This is a genomic window from Nocardiopsis synnemataformans (genome assembly GCF_965343085.1).
GTDB classification, from domain to species: domain Bacteria; phylum Actinomycetota; class Actinomycetes; order Streptosporangiales; family Streptosporangiaceae; genus Nocardiopsis; species Nocardiopsis alborubida.
In genome coordinates, this window is the sequence record NZ_CBDRFA010000030.1 from 62,404 (window position 1) to 80,366 (window position 17,963).

The 17,963-nt window shown below is 71.7% G+C and carries 17 protein-coding genes; 11 read left to right on the forward strand and 6 right to left on the reverse strand.

Features of this window, described 5'->3' with window-relative positions:
- Positions 1-369 precede the first annotated feature (369 nt).
- The 3 genes from ACSIH6_RS18565 (at position 370) to rpsD (ending at position 3,000) form a co-directional block, all read left to right on the forward strand.
- A complete protein-coding gene (locus ACSIH6_RS18565) occupies positions 370-717 on the forward strand; it encodes a HesB/IscA family protein (protein WP_435109560.1) in 348 nt (115 codons plus the stop codon).
- Between the two features lie 365 nt (positions 718-1,082).
- The gene (locus ACSIH6_RS18570) at positions 1,083-2,054 is read left to right on the forward strand and encodes a carbohydrate kinase family protein (RefSeq protein WP_435109561.1); all 972 of its coding nucleotides are present in this window, start codon (positions 1,083-1,085) and stop codon (positions 2,052-2,054) included.
- A gap of 334 nt (positions 2,055-2,388) precedes the next feature.
- Positions 2,389-3,000: a 30S ribosomal protein S4 gene (rpsD, locus tag ACSIH6_RS18575; protein ID WP_435109562.1), complete on the forward strand. Its 612-nt coding sequence runs from the start codon at positions 2,389-2,391 to the stop codon at positions 2,998-3,000.
- A gap of 287 nt (positions 3,001-3,287) precedes the next feature.
- Here the strand turns inward: rpsD and ACSIH6_RS18580 are convergent, their stop codons facing one another.
- Positions 3,288-3,536, reverse strand: a complete 249-nt coding sequence (locus tag ACSIH6_RS18580; protein WP_212643501.1) for a sulfurtransferase TusA family protein — start codon at positions 3,534-3,536, stop codon at positions 3,288-3,290.
- A 415-nt stretch (positions 3,537-3,951) separates the two neighbouring features.
- Between ACSIH6_RS18580 and ctaC the strand changes: the two genes are divergently transcribed.
- The 4 genes from ctaC (at position 3,952) to ACSIH6_RS18600 (ending at position 8,602) form a co-directional block, all read left to right on the forward strand.
- Positions 3,952-4,974 carry an aa3-type cytochrome oxidase subunit II gene (gene ctaC, locus ACSIH6_RS18585; RefSeq protein WP_435109563.1) on the forward strand — a complete coding sequence of 341 codons (1,023 nt, stop codon included), beginning with the start codon at positions 3,952-3,954 and terminating at the stop codon, positions 4,972-4,974.
- Positions 4,971-6,644 (forward strand): aa3-type cytochrome oxidase subunit I, encoded by a 1,674-nt coding sequence (ctaD, locus tag ACSIH6_RS18590; RefSeq protein WP_150253254.1) that lies wholly within the window; start codon positions 4,971-4,973, stop codon positions 6,642-6,644. The genes ctaC and ctaD overlap by 4 nt, the downstream gene beginning before the upstream one ends.
- A 6-nt stretch (positions 6,645-6,650) precedes the next feature.
- Positions 6,651-7,076 carry a cytochrome c oxidase subunit 4 gene (locus ACSIH6_RS18595; protein WP_435109564.1) on the forward strand — a complete coding sequence of 142 codons (426 nt, stop codon included), beginning with the start codon at positions 6,651-6,653 and terminating at the stop codon, positions 7,074-7,076.
- 230 nt (positions 7,077-7,306) lie between these two features.
- Positions 7,307-8,602: a L,D-transpeptidase gene (locus ACSIH6_RS18600; protein WP_435109565.1), complete on the forward strand. Its 1,296-nt coding sequence runs from the start codon at positions 7,307-7,309 to the stop codon at positions 8,600-8,602.
- A 93-nt stretch (positions 8,603-8,695) separates the two neighbouring features.
- Here ACSIH6_RS18600 and ACSIH6_RS18605 read toward each other — a convergent pair whose 3' ends face one another.
- The 5 genes from ACSIH6_RS18605 to ACSIH6_RS18625 all read right to left on the reverse strand — a co-directional run bounded on the left by ACSIH6_RS18605 (position 8,696) and on the right by ACSIH6_RS18625 (position 14,463).
- Positions 8,696-9,850: a glycosyltransferase family 4 protein gene (locus ACSIH6_RS18605; RefSeq protein WP_435109567.1), complete on the reverse strand. Its 1,155-nt coding sequence runs from the start codon at positions 9,848-9,850 to the stop codon at positions 8,696-8,698.
- A 131-nt stretch (positions 9,851-9,981) separates the two neighbouring features.
- Complete coding sequence (locus tag ACSIH6_RS18610; RefSeq protein WP_435109568.1) at positions 9,982-11,007, reverse strand: C40 family peptidase; 1,026 nt, start codon at positions 11,005-11,007, stop codon at positions 9,982-9,984.
- 343 nt (positions 11,008-11,350) lie between these two features.
- On the reverse strand, positions 11,351-12,355 hold the full coding sequence (locus tag ACSIH6_RS18615; protein WP_435109569.1) for a C40 family peptidase: 1,005 nt from the start codon (positions 12,353-12,355) through the stop codon (positions 11,351-11,353).
- 366 nt (positions 12,356-12,721) lie between these two features.
- A complete protein-coding gene (locus ACSIH6_RS18620; protein WP_435109570.1) occupies positions 12,722-14,185 on the reverse strand; it encodes an NYN domain-containing protein in 1,464 nt (487 codons plus the stop codon).
- Entirely contained in the window at positions 14,182-14,463 is a 282-nt protein-coding gene (locus tag ACSIH6_RS18625; protein ID WP_435109571.1) for a hypothetical protein, read from the reverse strand. Before ACSIH6_RS18625 ends, ACSIH6_RS18620 begins: the two co-directional genes overlap by 4 nt.
- A gap of 131 nt (positions 14,464-14,594) precedes the next feature.
- Here ACSIH6_RS18625 and ACSIH6_RS18630 point away from each other — a divergent pair, with 131 nt between their 5' ends.
- The 4 genes from ACSIH6_RS18630 (at position 14,595) to ACSIH6_RS18645 (ending at position 17,917) form a co-directional block, all read left to right on the forward strand.
- Positions 14,595-16,385, forward strand: a complete 1,791-nt coding sequence (locus tag ACSIH6_RS18630) for a DEDD exonuclease domain-containing protein (protein ID WP_435109572.1) — start codon at positions 14,595-14,597, stop codon at positions 16,383-16,385.
- Positions 16,363-17,127: a rhomboid family intramembrane serine protease gene (locus tag ACSIH6_RS18635; RefSeq protein ID WP_274974109.1), complete on the forward strand. Its 765-nt coding sequence runs from the start codon at positions 16,363-16,365 to the stop codon at positions 17,125-17,127. The genes ACSIH6_RS18630 and ACSIH6_RS18635 overlap by 23 nt, the downstream gene beginning before the upstream one ends.
- Before the next feature lie 76 nt (positions 17,128-17,203).
- Positions 17,204-17,479, forward strand: coding sequence for an Lrp/AsnC family transcriptional regulator (locus ACSIH6_RS18640; protein ID WP_013154155.1), 276 nt, complete (start codon positions 17,204-17,206; stop codon positions 17,477-17,479).
- Between the two features lie 6 nt (positions 17,480-17,485).
- Positions 17,486-17,917, forward strand: coding sequence for a protein-tyrosine phosphatase family protein (locus ACSIH6_RS18645; protein WP_435109573.1), 432 nt, complete (start codon positions 17,486-17,488; stop codon positions 17,915-17,917).
- Positions 17,918-17,963 lie beyond the last annotated feature (46 nt).

Below are 17,963 nucleotides of genomic sequence, written 5' to 3' on the forward strand. Positions count from 1 at the left end.
GCGGGCTCCGCCCCCTGCTGTCGTGCGGGGTGCCGCCGTCGTGCGGGGGCGCTGCCGGTGTGCCGCGGGGCATCGGGTGGCTTCGTGCACAGGCCCGGCCGGGAGATGGCGTCCCGGGTCGGGACAAATTACCCTGGGAGGACGGGCACGTCCGTGCCCGGCCGCGGCCCCGTCCGCAGTGCGGGTCGGGGGCGGGGGAGAACACAGCGGCGCTGTGACGCCCGTGTCCGCCGGTGCGCAGGAATGCGGTACCGGTGTCGGGCGTTGAGAACCGTTGAAGAGGACGGGACCCGCCGCGGCGGGCCGGTCCAGACGCGACCAAGGGGGTCGCCGGCCAGCCGCTACCCCTTTCCAGAGGAGCTTTCCAGCATGACGGTTCAGAGCGAGACCACCGAGGGCATCATCCTCACCGACGAGGCGTCCAGCAAGGTCAGGGCGCTCCTTGAGCAGGAGGGGCGGGACGATCTGCGTCTTCGCGTGGCCGTTCAGCCCGGTGGTTGCTCGGGGCTGCGTTACCAGCTCTACTTCGACGAGCGCGAGCTCGACGGCGACGTGGTCAGCGACTTCGGCGGTGTGGAGGTCGTCACCGACCGGATGAGCGCCCCCTACCTGATCGGTGCCAAGGTCGACTTCGTCGACACCATCGAGAAGCAGGGGTTCACCATCGACAACCCCAACGCGACCGGCTCCTGCGCCTGCGGTGACTCCTTCAACTAGGGAGTGTTCCGCTGGAGGCTTTCGGGCCGGCGAGCCCGGAGTGGTCCAGGGAACGAGACCCAGGGCGTGACGCGTTCTGGGGGTGCCGTCGGGTGGGCCGGGGCCCAGGGTTCCGGTAGGCCGGGGACACGGTTTTCGGGGGAGGGCGGTTCGTGCCGCCCTCCCCCTCGCCGTGCGCGGGGTGCTCCCGTGCCTGTCGGGGCGCCGGGGCGCCGGAGAACAGGGCGGTCGCGAGCGGGTGTCCACGGCGCCGCGAGCGCACTGCACTACCCTGGGGCAGTCCGAACCGGGCACGTCCCCCGCCATGCCCGCAGCCCCCGTCCGGTCAGCAGACCGGCACCTCCCGACCAAGGAGTCTTCGTCCCGTGCGTATCGCGGTTGCCGGATCCATCGCCACCGACCACCTGATGTCCTTCGAGGGGCGCTTCGCGGAACAGATCATCCCCGACCAGATCCAGCAGTTGTCGCTGTCCTTCCTGATCGACGAGCTGGACGTCCGGCGCGGCGGCGTCGCGGCCAACATCTGCTTCGGCATGGGCGGGTTCGGCCTCAGCCCGGTGCTGGTGGGTGCGGCCGGGGCCGACTTCGAGGACTACCGCGCCTGGCTGGACCGCCACGGTGTGGACACCTCCGCGGTCTACATCTCCGAGCTGCGCCACACCGCCCGCTTCATCTGCACCACGGACCGGGACCAGAACCAGATCGCTTCCTTCTACGCCGGGGCCATGGCCGAGGCCCGCAACATCGAACTCCAGCCGATCGCGGACCGCCTGGGCGGGCTGGACCTGGTGCTGGTCGGTGCGGACGACCCGGCCGCGATGGTGCGTCACAGCGAGGAGTGCCGTACGCGCGGTATCGCCTTCGCCGCCGACCCCTCCCAGCAGTTGGCGCGCATGGAGGGGCCCGAGGTGCGGGGTCTGATCGAGGGTGCGACCTTCCTGTTCGCGAACGAGTACGAGAAGGCGCTGGCCGAGCAGAAGACCGGCTGGTCCGACGCCGACGTCCTGGAGCGGGTGGGCACCCGTGTCACCACGCTGGGGGCCAAGGGGGCGCGTATCGACCGGAGGGGTGAGCCGAGCGTGCACGTCCCGGCCGCGGCGGTGGGGGAGCTGGTCGACCCCACGGGCATGGGGGACGCGTTCCGCGCGGGTTTCCTGGCCGCGCACTCCTGGGGGCTGTCCCTGGAGCGGGCCGCCCAGGTGGGCAACGCGACCGCTGTGCACTGCCTGGAGGCCGACGGGCCGCAGGAGTACACGCTGACCGGGGCGTCCCTCCTGGCGCGTCTGGAGGAGTCCTACGGCGCCGGGGCCTCGGCCGAGGTCGCGCCCTTCGTGTAGCCGGAACGGGTCGGGGTGGTGTTCGCGAGCCCGTAGAGTGGGTAGCCGCGACCCGCACGACCCGTGTCCGCCTGCCGGACCGGGCCGCGCCCCGCACGGCCGCCGCTCCCTGGGAGCCGGTGTCCCGCACGGGGAGCCCCGTGCCCGCCGGTGCGCTGAAACGCGTGCCGGTTACCCAGCCCAAGCCGTCCGCGCCGGGTCGCCGCGACGGTGGGGAACCTGTCCCGCTGCGTGTGCTCCGGCACGCCCACGCGGGCCCGGGCGCGCTGAGCGCCTCCCAGATCTAGGCCAGCCTTACCTGGGATTCCCCGGATTCATCCGGAAAGGACATTGCATGCGCTACACCGGACCGAAGGTGCGGTTGTCCCGGCGCGCCGGCACTCCGCTGACCCGTAAGGCGGTCAGCTACTTCGAGAAGCGTCCCTACCCGCCCGGCGAGCACGGCCGTCGCGTCCGCCGCAACAGCAGCGACTACGCGGTCCGCCAGGCGGAGAAGCAGAAGGTGCGCTGGTACTACGACCTGACCGAGAAGCAGATGCTGCGCGTCTACGAGAGCGCGAAGAAGCGCCCGGGGCGTACCGGTGAGGAGATGCTCGCCGAGCTGGAGCTGCGTCTGGCCACGGTCGTGCTGCGCGCCGGTCTGGCCGCCTCGATCTACGCCGCGCGTCAGTTCGTCAACCACGGTCACGTCACCGTGGACGGCAAGAAGGTCGACATCCCGTCGTACCAGGTCAAGCCCGGTCAGATCATCAGTGTTCGGGAGAAGTCCCGCAACATGGTGCCGTTCGTCGAGGCCACCGAGGGTGTCCACGCCGACGACAAGATCGCCGGATTCCTCGCCGTGAGCCACAAGGACCTGCGCATCGCGGTCGTCGACCGCCCCAAGCGTGAGCAGATCCCGGTGCCCTTCGACGAGCAGCTGGTCGTGGAGTTCTACGCCCGCTAGCCACTCGCCGAGCCGAGTGCGCGGTCGCCTCCTCCCCGGGGGCGGCCGATGCGGAGCAGGCAGGCCGCGCGGATCCGGTCCGCGCGGCCTCGTCGTGTCCGGGGGTGGTGTGGAACGCGCCACGCCCAGGATTCGGCGGGGTGTAAATCGTTATCGCACCGGAACCGGAACTCCCGAGTCCCCTGTTGTTGGGTTTTCGGTCCTCCTCTAATGACCCTTCCCCCCACCCTGTGTCCCCTCCCCCTCGCCCCCCGGGGCGGCGGACGGCCGCCGGGCTCCGGAGCGGGTCAGTACATGCGTCGGATGTGGAAGGCGCTGCCCCGTGCCAGGGGCCGCTCCGCGACGAACTCGTGCATCTTCATCCGGCACCAGGCGGGGATGTCCGCACTGGCGGCGGGATCGTCCGCGGTGACCGCGATGACCGCGCCTATGGGCACCTCGTGCAGTCTGGCGGCGAGCATGATGATCGGGATGGGGCACTTGCGGCCCACCGCCTCCACGGTGACCAGAGGAGGCCGGGGCGGGTACTCGGGCACGGAAAACCCCCGTGTGTCGTCGTCTGGTGATGACCATCCTGACCTGGTCCCGCCCCTAAGGCGAACCCGGTTAAGGGCGTCGTAAACCCAGCGATACGCTCACCTTGTTCTCTCCTCGTGAGACGTCCGCGCCGCCCCCGAGAGGCGGAGGGGACGCGATCGAAGAAAGGAAGAGGGCCCGGGGGAACGCCGGGCCGCGCTCCGTAGCCAGCCGGGAGGATATCCTCCGCGGGCGAACGGGCCCGGCTCCACGTACCGCCGCGAGCTCCGCTCGGGGGGCGTCGGCAACACGCTGACCAGGCAAGCCCCTGAACTGGGCGCTGGGCGGTTCGCGATAATGTTTCCCCCTGAAAAGCTTTGGATACTTAGGCCGCCCGTGGAGGTTCCACGGGCTACACCGCTGGGAAGGCAATCCGTGAGTCCGACCCGCCAAGAGAATCGGCGCCGCAACCTGCGCCGATGGGCACCACGCGGCGCCGCGCTCGCCGTGCTGGGGCTGGCCGCGACCGGCTGCGCGTCGAACGATCTCACTCGTTTGGGCATGCCGGAGCCGATCACCAACCAGGCCGAGCGTGTTCTCTCGCTCTGGCAGGGCTCCTGGGTGGCGGCTTTCGCGGTCGGCATTCTCGTGTGGGGGCTGATCGTCTGGTCGGTCATCTTCCACCGCAAGCGCTCTGAGCAGTTGCCGCCGCAGGTGCGGTACAACATGCCCATCGAAGCGCTCTACACCGTGCTGCCGATCGTCATCATCTCGGTGCTGTTCTTCTTCACCGCCCGGGACCAGGCGATCCTGCTCGACACCGACGAGCCGGCGGACGTCAACATCGAGGTCGTGGCCTTCCAATGGGCCTGGCAGTTCAACTACCTCGACGACAAGAAGGAGAACGGCGGGGAGGTGCTCTTCTCCGAGACGGGTATCCCCAACCCGGACGGCACCGCCGACCCCTCCACCCAGACGACCCTGGTGCTGCCCGAGGGCGCGACCGTCCACTTCGACCTGCACTCGCCGGACGTCATCCACTCGTTCTGGATCCCCGAGTTCGGTTTCAAGATGGACGTCATCCCCGGCCGGGACAACGCCTTCCAGGCCGACATCAACGAGGGCACCGCGGGCGACTACGTCGGCCGCTGCGCCGAGCTGTGCGGTGTCGACCACGCCCGCATGCTCTTCAACGTCGAGGTCCTGCCCCAGGACGAGTACGACGCCTGGGCCGCCGAGCAGCAGCAGGCCGCCGAGGAGGCCGAGCTCGAGGCCGCCGAGACCGGTGACCAGCCGGCCTCCGGTGAGGGCTCCGGCGCCGAGGGCGCGGGCGCCGAGGGCGCCGGCACCGACGAGGAGGGCACCGGCAGCGGCGGCTCCGAGGCCGAGGGCTCCGGTACCGACGAGCAGGACACCGGTTCCGGCGGGGCCGACGCCGAGGAGAATGAGCAGTCATGAGCACCACACCAAACCCCGTTCCCTCGGGCGGTCAGGTACCGTCGCGCAAGGGGTCGATGATCGTCAAATGGATGACGTCCACCGACCACAAGGTCATCGGGTACATGTACCTGATCACCTCGTTCGTGTTCTTCCTCTTCGGTGGTCTGCTCGCGGTGCTCATGCGCGTCGAGCTGTTCTTCCCGGGCATGCAGGCGATGTCCAACGAGCAGTTCAACCAGCTGTTCACCATGCACGGCACGATCATGCTGCTGATGTTCGCGACGCCGCTGTTCGTCGGGTTCTCGAACGTGATCATGCCGTTGCAGATCGGTTCGCCCGACGTGGCGTTCCCGAGGATGAACCTGTTCAGCTACTACCTGTTCCTGTTCGGCAGCCTCATCGCCATCAGCGGGTTCCTGACCCCGGGCGGCGCGGCCAGCTTCGGCTGGTTCGCCTACACGCCCCTGTCGGACGCGGTGCGTTCGCCGGGTCTGGGCGGTGACCTGTGGATCCTGGGCCTGGTGGTCTCGGGTCTGGGCACCATCCTGGGCGCGGTCAACTTCATCACCACCGGCCTGTGCATGCGCGCGCCCGGCATGACGATGTTCCGCATGCCGATCTTCACCTGGAACACCCTGCTCACCAGCGTGCTGGTGCTCATCGCGTTCCCGGTCCTGACCGCGGCCCTGATCGCGCTGGGCGCGGACCGCATGGTCGGCACCCAGGTCTTCAACGCCGAGCACGGCGGCGCCATCCTGTGGCAGCACCTGTTCTGGTTCTTCGGCCACCCCGAGGTGTACATCATCGCGCTGCCGTTCTTCGGCATCGTGACCGAGATCATCCCGGTGTTCAGCCGCAAGCCGATCTTCGGCTACAAGAGCCTGGTCGCGGCGACCATCGCCATCACCGGCCTGTCGGTGACGGTGTGGGCGCACCACATGTTCCCGACGGGTGCGGTGCTGCTGCCGTTCTTCTCGTTCATGAGCTTCCTCATCGCGGTGCCGACCGGCGTGAAGTTCTTCAACTGGATCGGCACCATGTGGCGGGGCCAGATCACCTTCGAGACGCCGATGCTCTTCGTCATCGGGTTCCTGGTGACCTTCCTCTTCGGTGGTCTGACCGGTGTGCTGCTGGCCTCCCCGCCGATCGACTTCCACGTCACCGACTCCTACTTCGTGGTGGCCCACTTCCACTACGTGGTGTTCGGCACGGTGGTGTTCGCGATGTTCGCGGGCTTCTACTTCTGGTGGCCCAAGTTCACCGGAAAGATGCTCAACGAGAAGCTGGGCAAGTTCCACTTCTGGCTGCTGTTCCTGGGCTTCCACGGCACCTTCCTGGTGCAGCACTGGCTGGGCGCCGCGGGCTTCCCGCGCCGCTACGCCGACTACCTGCCCACCGACGGGTTCACCGAGCTCAACCAGATCTCCTCGGTCTCCTCGTTCGTGCTGGCGGCCTCGACGCTGATCTTCTTCTGGAACGTCTACATCACCTCCAAGAAGGCGCCGCTGGTCACCGTGGACGACCCGTGGGGTTACGGCTGCTCGCTGGAGTGGGCCACGTCCTGCCCGCCGCCACGGCACAACTTCACGTCGCTGCCGCGGATCCGTTCCGAGCGTCCCGCGTTCGACCTGAACCACCCGCACGCCGCGGCCCCGGGCGCCGTCCCGGTGGGCGTCACGAAGGAGTAGGGCGCAATGAAGACGCAGGCCTATCTGTTCATGGGCGTCTCGACCTTCTTCGGTCTGGCCGCCGCCCTGTACGTGTACTGGTCCTGGCAGGACACCGGCGCGATCGAGTGGACGGGCACCACCGCCCTGGTGGTCTCCATCGGCTTCGGTTGGATGATCGGCTTCTGGCTCTGGCAGGCGGCCCGCCGCAGCGAGCACTTCCACGGGCTTCCCCCGGAGGAGCGGCTGGACGGGGAGATCTCCGAGAACTCCGGAGAGTACGGCTTCTTCAGCCCGCACAGCTCGTGGCCGCTGTGGGTGGCGCTGGCCGTGGCGTTCACCGCGGTGGGCGTGGCGATCGGCTGGTGGATGGTGTTCATCGGCGCCTTCGCCATCATCCTCACCGCCATCGGTTGGATCTTCGAGTACTACCGCAACGAGTTCCAGCACTAGGGGGAGGAGCCGCCGTACCGCGCGGCGGCCCCCGCCCGACGGCCGGACGTGTCCCTGGGACGCGTCCGGCCGTCTTTCTTGTCACGGTCGGGAAAGCGGCGTCCTGTGTGACATGACTGTTCGCCTGGGTAGGGTTTTCCTGCACTTGACCTGATCCGACAGGGCACCGCGGACACGGGTGCGCCCCGCGCGCCGAGGTCCCGTCACAACGGACGCTGGAGGTCCTTGGCGTGAAGGGACGAGTTTGCGCACCCCGCGGTCTGGCGGCCGCCGTCGCGGTCGCGCTCGCCGCGTCGGCCTGCACCGGCCCCGCACAGCAGGAGCCCGCGGCGGCTCCCAGCGAGGAGGCCGAGACCGGGCCGCGGATCACCGTCACCCCCGAGGAGGGGGCCTCCTCCGTCGCCCCCGACACCCCGGTGCGGGTGTCGGTGGAGGAGGGCTCGCTCACCGACGTCCGCGTCGAGCAGGCCCCCTCCGGGGAGCAGGGCGAGGACGCCGGGGAGGCCGGGGACGCCGAGCAGTGGGAGTTCACCGGCACCCTGAGCGAGGACGGCACCCGGTGGGTGAGCGACTGGAACCTGGACCCGGGCTCGGCGGTCACCGTCCACGCCAACGCCGAGGACGACGCCGGGGAGGCCTCCGAGGCCGTCGTGGAGTTCTCCACCGAGGCGGCCGTGCCCGGTCAGCGCCTCGAACTGGCCTCGAACTTCCCGACCTCCGGCGACACCGTCGGCGTGGGCATGCCGGTCATCGTCAACTTCGACCTGCCAGTGACCAACAAGGCCCAGGTGGAGAACTCCATGGAGGTGACCTCCGAGCAGGAGGTGGAGGGCGCCTGGAACTGGGTCGGCGACAGGACCGCGGTGTTTCGGCCCCGTGAGTACTGGGATCCCCACCAGCGGGTCAGCGTGGACATGCGCCTGTCGGGGGTGGAGGCCTCCGAGGGCGTCTACGGGGTCGAGAACCACCGCCTGGAGTTCGAGGTCGGCCGCGAGCTGGTCGCCACCATGCACGTGCCCGACCACGAGATGCTGGTGGAGATCGACGGCGAGCCGGCGCGCACCATCCCCGTGAGCAACGGCGAGGCCTCCAAGCGCCTGAACACCACCACCTCGGGGACGCACCTGACCATGGAGAAGTACGAGTCCCTGGTCATGGACGCGGCCACCCTGGGGATTCCCGAGGACTCGCCCGACTACTACAAGCTCGACGTGGACTGGGCGGTGCGCACCTCCAGCAGCGGCGAGTTCGCCCACGCCGCCCCCTGGAACAGCCGGATCGGGTCGGCCAACACCTCCAACGGCTGCACGAACATGTCGGTGGAGGACGCCCGCTGGTTCTACGAGAACTCCCTGATGGGCGACGTCCTGGAGACCACCGGGACCGACCGGGAGCTGGAGTGGGACAACGGGTGGGGCTTTTGGCAGAGGTCCTGGGACGAGTGGCTGTCCAACAGCGCCACCGGTGAGCCGCAGGTGACCGACGGGTCGGGCGTCCCCGGTTCCGTGCACGGCGAGGGGAACTAGCCGGACCGGTCGGAAATGCTGCCGGTGTGACGCCTGGTGCCCTGACCCGCACGGCGCGGGGGCGGCCCGGCGAACCCGTCGTGGTCAGTGCGACTAGGTGGGCAGGTCCGGGGAGCCCTCCAGGAGGGCGTCCAGGCGTTTGGCGGTGTGCTCCCAGGTCCACGCACGGCTCACCCACGCGCGGCCGCGTGCGCCCATCTGGGCGGCGCGCTCGGGGTTCTTCAACAGCGCGATGAGGGCGCGCGCGGAGGGGCCGGGCAGGGAGCCGTCCACGACCAGGCCGGTCTCGCCGTCCCGGACCGTGGCGGGGGCGCCCCCGGAGTCGCCCGCGACCACCGGCAGGCCGCAGGCCGAGGCCTCCAGGTAGACGATGCCCAGTCCCTCGGCCTCCAGGCCGCCCTTGCGGGTGCGGCAGGGCATGGCGAACACGTCGGCGGCGTCGTAGTAGGGCGGCAGGTCCCGGTGGGGGACCGAGCCGGTGAAGACCACCGAGTCCGTCCCGCGCGCGGCCGAGAGCAGGCTCCGGCGGTGGGGGCCGTCGCCGACGACGAGCAGGACCGCGTCGGGCACGTCGGCCAGGACGCGGGGCCAGGCGCGGATCAGGGTGTCCTGCCCCTTGCGCGGCACGAGCCGGGACACGCACACCACCACGGGGCGGTCGCCCAGGCCCAGGCGCGCGCGGACCTCCTCGCCGCCGACGCCGGGCCGGAAGGCCTCGGTGTCCACACCGGGCGTGAGCTGGCGCATGCGGGCGGCCGCGTCGGGGGACAGGGCCCGGGCCAGGTGGCGCCGGGTGTACTCGCCCAGGTAGGTGACGGTGTCGGTGGTGTCGCCGATGCGGCGCAGCGCCTCGCGGGACCCGGGCGTCGCGGCCCACCAGGTCTCGTGGCCGTGGCTGATGGCCACCTGACGCTTGACGGGGGTGCGCTCGCCCAGACCGGCGGCGAGCAGTCCCAGCGGGGCGGCGGCGCCGTAGAGCACCGTGTCGCAGCCCTCCAGGTCGGCGATGGCGCGCGCCCGCTGCGCGACCCGGGGTGTGGGCAGCAGGACGCGGGCGGCGTCGCGCACGACGGGGAAGGGCTGGCGCAGGTCGAAGTGCGGGTCGGCGGCGGCGTCGGCCCGGGCGGGGGAGGAGCAGTAGACCACGACCGATCCGCGGGGGCGGCGCAGGGCCATCTCGTGGACGAAGGCCTCGATGCCACCGGCCTTGGGCGGGAAGTCGTTGGTGATGATCAGAGTTCGCGACACAGGGGCGAGTCTAGGCGCGGCGGGGGCGGCGGGGGGTGTTCCACGCGCTTCGGGCCGCGGCGCGCGGCGGCCCGGAGACGGCGGTGCCCCGCGACGGCGCGCGTCGCGGGGCACCGTGGCCGGTCCGCCGGTCAGGGGCGGACGGCGGTGACGAAGTTGGCGCGGTAGTAGTCGTTCAGGGTCACCGTGCCGATGGGGCGGGACGAGGTGGAGGCGTGCACCATGACGTTGTCGCCCGCGTACAGGCCCACGTGGTCGGGGCCGCTGCCGCCGGGGTAGAAGAACAGCAGGTCGCCGGGCTGCTTGTTCTCCCAGGAGACGCGCTGGCCCGCGTTCACCTGCTGGTAGGTGGTGCGGGGCAGGCTGACGCCCGCGGCGGCCCAGGCGGCCTGGGTCAGGCCGGAGCAGTCGTAGCCGCCGGGGCCGGTGCCGCCCCAGACGTAGGGCTTGCCGACCTGCTCGTAGGCGAAGTTCAGGGCCGTGGCGGCACTGCCCGTGGCGGGGCCGGTGTAGCTGCTGCCGCCGCCGCTGCCTCCGCCGCCGGTCTGGCCGACGTTCTCGGTGGCGACCGCCTGCTCCTCCGCGGTCAGCTCCTCGAGCAGGCCCTCCTGCTCGTTGATGGCCTCCTCGGCCGCCTCGGTGGCCTCCTCGGCCTCCTTGAGGGCCTCGGCGGCCTTCTCCTCGGTCGCGCTGGCCTCGGCCTCCAGGACCTCCAGGTTCTCCAGCTCGGTGACGTATCGCTCCAGGTTGGCGTCGTGCTGGGCCGACAGGTATTCCAGGTCGGCCTGGTGGGTCAGGGCGTCCTCGGGGCCGGTGGAGCTGAGCAGCTGGTGGAAGGAGGTGAAGTCGACGCCGGTGTAGGTGGAGCTGGCGAGCTGGCGGGCGCCCAGACCGAGTTCGGCGGTCTTCTCCTCGGCGGCCTCGATCTCCTCCAGGATGCCCTCCAGCTCCTCCTGGGCGGCCTCGTGCGTCTCCTGGGCCTCGTTGTAGGCCGCGTTGAGCTCGATGTACTCCTCTTCGAGGGTCTCGATCTCCTCGCGGACCTCCTCGGCCGTCGGATCGGCGTGGGCCACCGCGGTGGGCAGCAGCAGGGCGGCTGCGGTCAGGGAGGAGAGGGCCGCGGTGCGGCGCCTGTGGACGCGACGGGATGCCAACACGTGGTAGACCTTTCTCCCCTTGTCCCATGCCGTGGGGAAGGGCCAAGGGATGAGCCGGGCGGGGGCCGGGGGCCTTCCGGGCGGGGCCCGGAGGATACGGGAGGCCGTGCCCGCGGGGTGGGGTCGGCCCGACCGGGGCGCGGCCGTCACCGCCAGGGGGCGGTGAATGAGGTGGCAACCGCGCTCGGCGACGAACACTAGTGCATCCGCCGGGCCGCTCTCAACCTTTTCGTGATGTTCCCCTGGTTGGTGCTGTGTGTCCGAAAACCGGGTTGCTGTCCGTTAAACGGCGGCGGGCCGCCACCCTGTGGGTGACGGCCCTGCGTGCTCCGAGGGGTCCCCTCTACGGGCGGACGGCGAACTGGAACTCGCTCGCCCAGTAGGCGGCCAGGCCGACGACCTCGATGTTGCGGCCGCTGCTGGGCGCGTGCACCATCTGGCCGCCGCCCGCGTAGAGCCCGTCGTGGCTCAGGCCGCCGAAGAAGAACATGATGTCGCCGGGCTGGAGGGCGTTCATGTCGTAGATGCGCTGGCCCACCTCGGCCTGGGCGTAGGTGGTGCGGGGCAGGTCGACGCCGCCGGCGCGCCAGGCCGCCTGGACCAGGCCGGAGCAGTCGTAGCCGCTCGGGCCGGTGCCTCCCCAGACGTAGGGCTTGCCGACCTGGGCGTAGGCGAAGTCCAGGGCCGCGCCCGCGCTGCCCGATGCGGAGCCGGTGTAGGACTGGCCGCCGCTGTCGTTGGCGTCCTCGGCGGCGGGGTCGGAGCTGGGGAACTGCGCCAGGAGCGTCTCCTGCTCCTCCAGCTTCTCCTCGACGCTGGTCTTGGCCTCCTCGGCCTCCTCCAGGGCGGTCTCGGCCTCGTCCAGGGCCTCCTCGGCCTCGTCCTTGAGGGCGAACAGCCGCTCGTGGGAGGCGCCGAACTCGTCGAGCTGGGCCTTCTGGGTCTCCGACAGGTAGTTCAGGTCGGCGTTCTGCTCCAGCAGGCTCTCGGGGCCGTCGGAGGAGAGGATGTTGGACATGGAGTCCAGGTCGCCGGACTGGTAGGTGGCGCTGGCGAGCTCCTGCACCTTGGTGCGCAGCTCCTCGTAGCGCTCCTCCTCCTCGCCGACCTGCTCGTCGAGGTCCTCGTAGAGGGTCTCGGCGACGTCGTGGTCCTCCTCGGCCTGGTTGTACTCCTCGACCGCGGTGGAGACCTCCTCGCGCAGCTCCTCGATCTTGTCTTCGACCTCGTCCTGGGTCGGCTCCGCGTAGGCGGTGCCCGGGACGAGCATGGTGCTCGCGACGACCGCGCTGATTCCGGTCGTGGCGGCGAATCGGCGAGCCGTACGTCGTCCACCGGGGTTCTTCATGGCGGTCCACGCTCCTTGGGGTCGGGCAAGTCCGCATAGGGGTGCGGGGAGAACAGGGACGGCCCGCGCGGGGGCGCGGGCGGGTGAGTGTGCGGGTCCCGACCGGCGGGCTCAGTCGCGGCCTTGCTGTCCGGTGGAGCACTCACGTTCCGGGAAGAACCTAGCGGACCGTCCTGCACAGCTCAACCACGGGACCCCGTACGTGCCGGTGTTCACAGTGCGCGCCGCGGTCCGCGGCCGGCGCGTCGTTCCTGGGAGGGAGCCGCGGACCGAATGGGGTAACGAAGAGGTAACGTCTGGGGTGGAGGCGTCCCCGCGGCGCCCGGACCGGGCCGCGCCCGCCCGCGCGGCGGGCGCCCGGCCCCGTCAGCCGTGCGACTCCAGACGGCGCAGGAAGATCGTCGAGGGCACCGCGCGGGCCCCCGCGCGGCGCACCGCCGTCACGATCTCCCGGTCGGAGGTGACCACCGCGATCGGCCGCCCCGGGGGTTCGGCGCGCACCAGCCGCACGATCAGCTCGTCCGCGGTCTCCCCGGGCGCGCTGAACAGCAGCCGCACCCGGCGCGCCGCAGCCATCACCGGCGGGGTGTCCACGTCCGCGCCGTCGAACACGCACGTGATCTCGGCCTTGGTCCGGCTGGCCAGCCCCTCCAGGGAGTTCATCAGCCGGGTGCGCTGGTCGACCAGGGGAAGGGTCCCGTAACCGGTCTTGGTGACGTTGTAGCCGTCCACCAGCAGGTGCACCCGGGGCGCGGTGAGCAGGTGCTCCAGCAGGCCGGGGTCGTCGTCGGGCAGTCCGCCCAGCGACACCCGGCGCTGTTGCTCGGTCTCGGCCACCAGGTCGGCCGGGCTGTCCAGGACGGTGGGCAGCGCCAGTTCCCGGCGCAGGCCGTGGGAGGCCTCCACCAGTACGTCCAGGAGCACGCGCAGCCGAGCCTCGTCGGCGTTGCGTCCGGCGCGCACCGCCCGCCGGGCGTTGTCCAGCTGGGCCTCGGCGGCGGCCAGCCGCGACCTCAGCCGCCGGTTCTGCGACTCCAGGGCGCCGACCCGCGCGGCCGTCTCCGACTCGCGTCCGGCCGTCTCGGTCAGTGCCCGTGAGGCCTGTTCGGTGGCCTCCCTGGCCCGCTGCCGCTCGGTGTGCACCTTGCGGCGCAGTTCGGCGATCTCGGTGCGCTGGGCCTTGATCTGGGTCCGCAGCCGCTCCAGCTCCTCCTGGTGGCCGTGCCGGGTCTCGTCCAGCTGGCGGCGGGCGGCGTCCAGTGCCTCCGATGCCAGGTCCGCCTCCTTGGCGCTGGTCTGGCGCTCCAGCTCCCGGTGGACGTCCTCGACGATGCCGGGCCACCCCGGGGGCCGCAGCAGGTAGGCGCAGGCCGCCACGGCCACGGGGTCGGCCGCGGGGGGCACCACGCCCGAGCGCAGGCCCTCGACCAGCTCGGGCCACACCTGGTCGACGCGGGCCGCGACCATGCCCCGGAAGGCCTCGTCGCTCTCCAGCTGGGCGGCGATCTGCGGTCCGGCGAGCCGGGCCCTGCGGCGCGGCTCGAACCTGGCGACCCTGCGCAGCAGCGGCGGCAGGTCGCTCGCGCGCATGCCGCCGAGCACGTCCGAGCCGTACTCGACGACCCGGGCGCGCACCGGCTCGGGCAGCGGTCGGGCCAGCCGCTCGCCGCCGTCACCTCCGTCGCTGTCACCGCTGCTGTCGCTGCCGTCACCGCTGTGGCCGCCACCGTCATCGCTGGCGCCGTGGCCGCCGTCGTCTGCCGGATGGACGTCCCCGTCGAGCGGGTCGCCGCCGTCGGAGTCGCCGCCCGCGTCGGGGCGGGCGCTCATGCCTGACCCGTCGGGCTCTCCGCCGAGGAACCGGGGACCGACCGGTCGGCGTCGGGGCGGGCGATGATCTCGACGCTGTCGGTGGCGCCGCACCAGCGGCACCGCACCCGCTCGATGGTCTCGGAGAGCACGGTGCGCTCCTCGACGCCGCCCTCACCGGCCAGGTCCAGGTGGACGTAGTCCTGGGAGCGCACGGTCCGGGTCACGTCGAACCGCGTGAGATTGCCGCATCCGGTGCACCGCCACCGCTCACTGTCACCCGGCATCGCGATCCCCACGGTTCCTCCCTCGTGTCGTGCTCTGGCGGGACGGCGGTCCGGCCGCCGCCCCGATGACCCACATCTTTGCATGTCGGGCAGGTCAGACCGTATTCCGACGGGTTGTCCCCGCCGCCGACTACCCTGACCGGGTGGTTCGACAGTCCGTGGCGCCCACCGGCGTCCAAACCAGCATCAGCGACCTCGGTACGCCGTTGGCCGCGGCGACCTTCGTGGTGTTGGACCTGGAGACCACCGGCACCAGTGCGAGCGGCTCCCGGATCACGGAGGTCGGCGCGGTCAGGGTGCGCGGCGGCGAGGTCGTCGGCGAGTTCGCCACCCTGGTGGATCCCGGTACCCCCATACCGGCCAACATCACCCTCCTGACGGGGATCACCCAGTCGATGGTGGCCTCGGCCCCGCCGATGGAGGAGGTCCTGCCCCGCCTGCTGGCCTTCCTCGACGCCGAACCGGACACCGTGCTGGTGGCCCACAACGCGCCCTTCGACACCGGCTTCCTCAAGGCCGCGTGCGAGCGCCACGGGACGGCCTGGCCCGGCTACCCGGTCGTGGACACGCTGCGCCTGGCCCGCGCCGTGCTCGCGCGCGGCGAGACGCGCAACCACCGGCTGGCCACGCTGGCGGCCTACTTCGGGGTCCCGGTCGCGCCCAACCACCGCGCCCTGGAGGACGCCCGCGCCACCGTCGGCGTCCTGCACGGGCTCGTGGAGCGCCTGCGCCCCATGGGCGTGTCCAGCGTGGAGGAGCTGCGGGCGGTCAACAAGCCGCCCACCAAGGCCCAGCGCGGTAAGCGCCACCTGGCCGAGGACCTGCCGGAGGAGCCGGGGGTGTACGTGTTCACCGACGCCCGCGGCGCCAGCCTCTACGTCGGCAAGAGCAAGAACCTGCGCCGCCGGGTGCGCACCTACTTCACCGCGGCCGAGAGCCGCCAGCGCATCCGTGAGATGGCGGGCCTGGTGGCGGGCGTGACCCCCATCGTGTGCTCCAGCGAGCTGGAGGCCTCCGTCCGCGAGCTGCGCATCATCGCCGAACGCAAACCGCCCTACAACCGGCGTTCGCGCAATCCCGAGCGCGCCTCGTGGGTCCGACTCACCGCCGACGCCTTCCCGCGCCTGTCCGTGGTGCGCGCGGTCAGCGGCGACGGCGCGGCCCACATCGGCCCCTACGCCTCGCCGCGCGAGGCCGAGCGGGCCAGGGAGGCGCTGCTCCAGGTCTTCCCGCTGCGCCAGTGCGCGCACACCTTCCGGCCACGGGAGGCGGCCGCCGGGAGGGGCCGGGACGAAACCCCCGTCGCCCCGGAGGTGGTCACCTCGGGCGCGCGGTGGACGGGCCCGTGCGTGCTGGCCCAGCTGGGCCGTTGCGGCGCGCCCTGCGACGGCAGCGAGAGCGTGGCCGAGTACGCGGTGCACGCCGAGGCCGCCCGCGTCGCGATGACCGGCGACCCCGCCGCCGTGGTGGACGCGCACACCGCGCGCATCGGCGAGCTCGCCGCCGCCCTGCGCTACGAGGAGGCCGCGCACCTGCGCGACCGCCTCACCGCGTTCCTGCGCGGCGCCCGGCGCGCCCAGCGCCTGTCGGCCATCGCCGCGGTCGCGCACCTGGTCGCCTCCCGCCGCACCGCCGCGGGCTGGGAGACCTGCGTGGTCCGCCACGGACGCCTGGCGGCCAGCGCCGTGCTGCGCCCGGGCACCGACCCCGCCGCGTTCCTGGCCTCCCTCGTGGCCACCGCCGAGTACGTGCCCGCCGGGCACGGGCCCAGCCCCGGCGCCCTGCCGGGGGAGACCGAGCTGGTCCTGGACTGGCTCGCCGATCCCGCCACGCGGCTGGTCGAGATCGACGGGGAGTGGACATGCCCGTTGCGCAGCGCCGAGGCGCACACCGGGATGACACACTGGGCGCATGGCCGCGCTTCCGCTCAATGACGACTACCCCGTCCGCCGCGTCCCCGTCGTCTCGTACACGCTGGTCGCGGTCAACGTCCTCGTCTACCTGGTGTCGCCGCAGGCGCTGACCGCGGTGTGGTACCCGGCGGACATGTTCGAGCGCTTCTGCGCGATCCAGGACTACTTCATGTACTGGGGGGCGGTGCCCGCCGAGATCACGGGCCGGACCGACCTGGTCCCGCACGCGGTCCCCGAGTGCGGGCAGCTCGACGGCAAGCCGGTGTGGTTCTCGGTGTTCAGCTCGATGTTCCTGCACAGCGGGCCGGGGCACCTGATCGGCAACCTGGTGTACCTGTTCGTGTTCGGGCCCGTGGTGGAGGACCGGATCGGCAAGCTGCGCTTCACGGGGCTGTACCTGGCCACCGGGGTCGCCGCCGCCTACGGCTTCGCGCTGACCGACGTCGACGCCGCGATGCCCATGGTCGGCGCGTCCGGGGCCATCTCGGGGGTGCTGGGCGCCTACCTGGTCGTGCAGTTCCGCAGCCGGGTGACCACGCTGGTGTTCGGGGTGATCCCGATGCGCCTGCCCGGGTGGGCCGTGGTGGGCAGCTACTTCGCTCTTCAGTATCTTCTCTACGTCACCACATCGAGCGCCCCCGGCGCCGGAGGCGGCGTCGCCTACGCGGCGCACGTGTACGGGTTCGTCGCGGGGGTGGTCGTGGGACTGGTGGTCTACCGGTTGCGATGGCGCTCCGGGACGCGGCTCTCCGACGTCTACTAGGCATACGCCCTGGTGCGCCCCGGCGGGGTCGTCGCGCCCGTCCCGATATTTTCCGAGGAACCGTCCTGGAGGCACAGTGATCACCGCGATCGTCATGATCAAGGCCGACGTCCACCGCATCCCCGAGGTCGCCGGGGCGATCGCGGAGATCGACGGGGTGAGCGAGGTCTACTCGGTCACCGGCGGCGTCGACCTCATCGCCATGGTGCGGGTCCGCAAGCACGAGGACCTGGCCGAGGTGATCCCCGGCCGGGTGAACAAGGTGCCCGGCGTGCTCTCCTCCGACACCCACATCTCCTTCCAGGCCTACTCCAGGCACGACCTGGAGTCGGCCTTCGCCCTGGGCTGGTAGCCGGTCGTGGCCGGTACCTGGAGTGCGCAGGAGGCGGGGGTGCTCGCCCTGCCCTCGGGCAGGTTGGTGCGCGGCCGGGGCCTGAGGCGCCCGCTGCCGCCCGGACCCCCGCCCGACCTCGGGCTGTACCTGCTGGGCCGCGAACCGGCGCCCGTGCCCTGGGAGGGGCGCTGGCTGCGGTGGCGGGACTTCGGACTGCCCTCCGACCCCGTGGCCGTGGGCGCGGCGCTGCGCGAGGCGTGGGAGCGCGCCGGGGCCGAACGCGTCGAGGTCGCCTGCGGCGGCGGCCAGGGGCGCACGGGCACGGCGCTGGCGTGCCTGGCGGTGCTGGACGGGGTCCCCGCGCGCGAGGCGGTCGCCTACGTCCGCGCGCACTACCTGCCGCGTGCGGTGGAGACCCCCTGGCAGCGCCGTTTCGTGGCCCGCTTCGAGGCCTGAGTTCCGCCGCGGGCGGACCAGCGGCCCCGGCGGGTGGGCCGAACGC

Coding starts and splice junctions, on each gene's coding strand:
- ACSIH6_RS18565 (WP_435109560.1), top strand. CDS start 370: ATGACGGTTCAGAGCGAGACCACCGAGGGCATCATCCTCACCGACGAG.
- rpsD (WP_435109562.1), top strand. CDS start 2,389: ATGCGCTACACCGGACCGAAGGTGCGGTTGTCCCGGCGCGCCGGCACT.
- ctaD (WP_150253254.1), top strand. CDS start 4,971: ATGAGCACCACACCAAACCCCGTTCCCTCGGGCGGTCAGGTACCGTCG.
- ACSIH6_RS18595 (WP_435109564.1), top strand. CDS start 6,651: ATGAAGACGCAGGCCTATCTGTTCATGGGCGTCTCGACCTTCTTCGGT.
- ACSIH6_RS18615 (WP_435109569.1), bottom strand. CDS start 12,355: ATGAAGAACCCCGGTGGACGACGTACGGCTCGCCGATTCGCCGCCACG.
- ACSIH6_RS18620 (WP_435109570.1), bottom strand. CDS start 14,185: ATGAGCGCCCGCCCCGACGCGGGCGGCGACTCCGACGGCGGCGACCCG.
- ACSIH6_RS18635 (WP_274974109.1), top strand. CDS start 16,363: ATGGCCGCGCTTCCGCTCAATGACGACTACCCCGTCCGCCGCGTCCCC.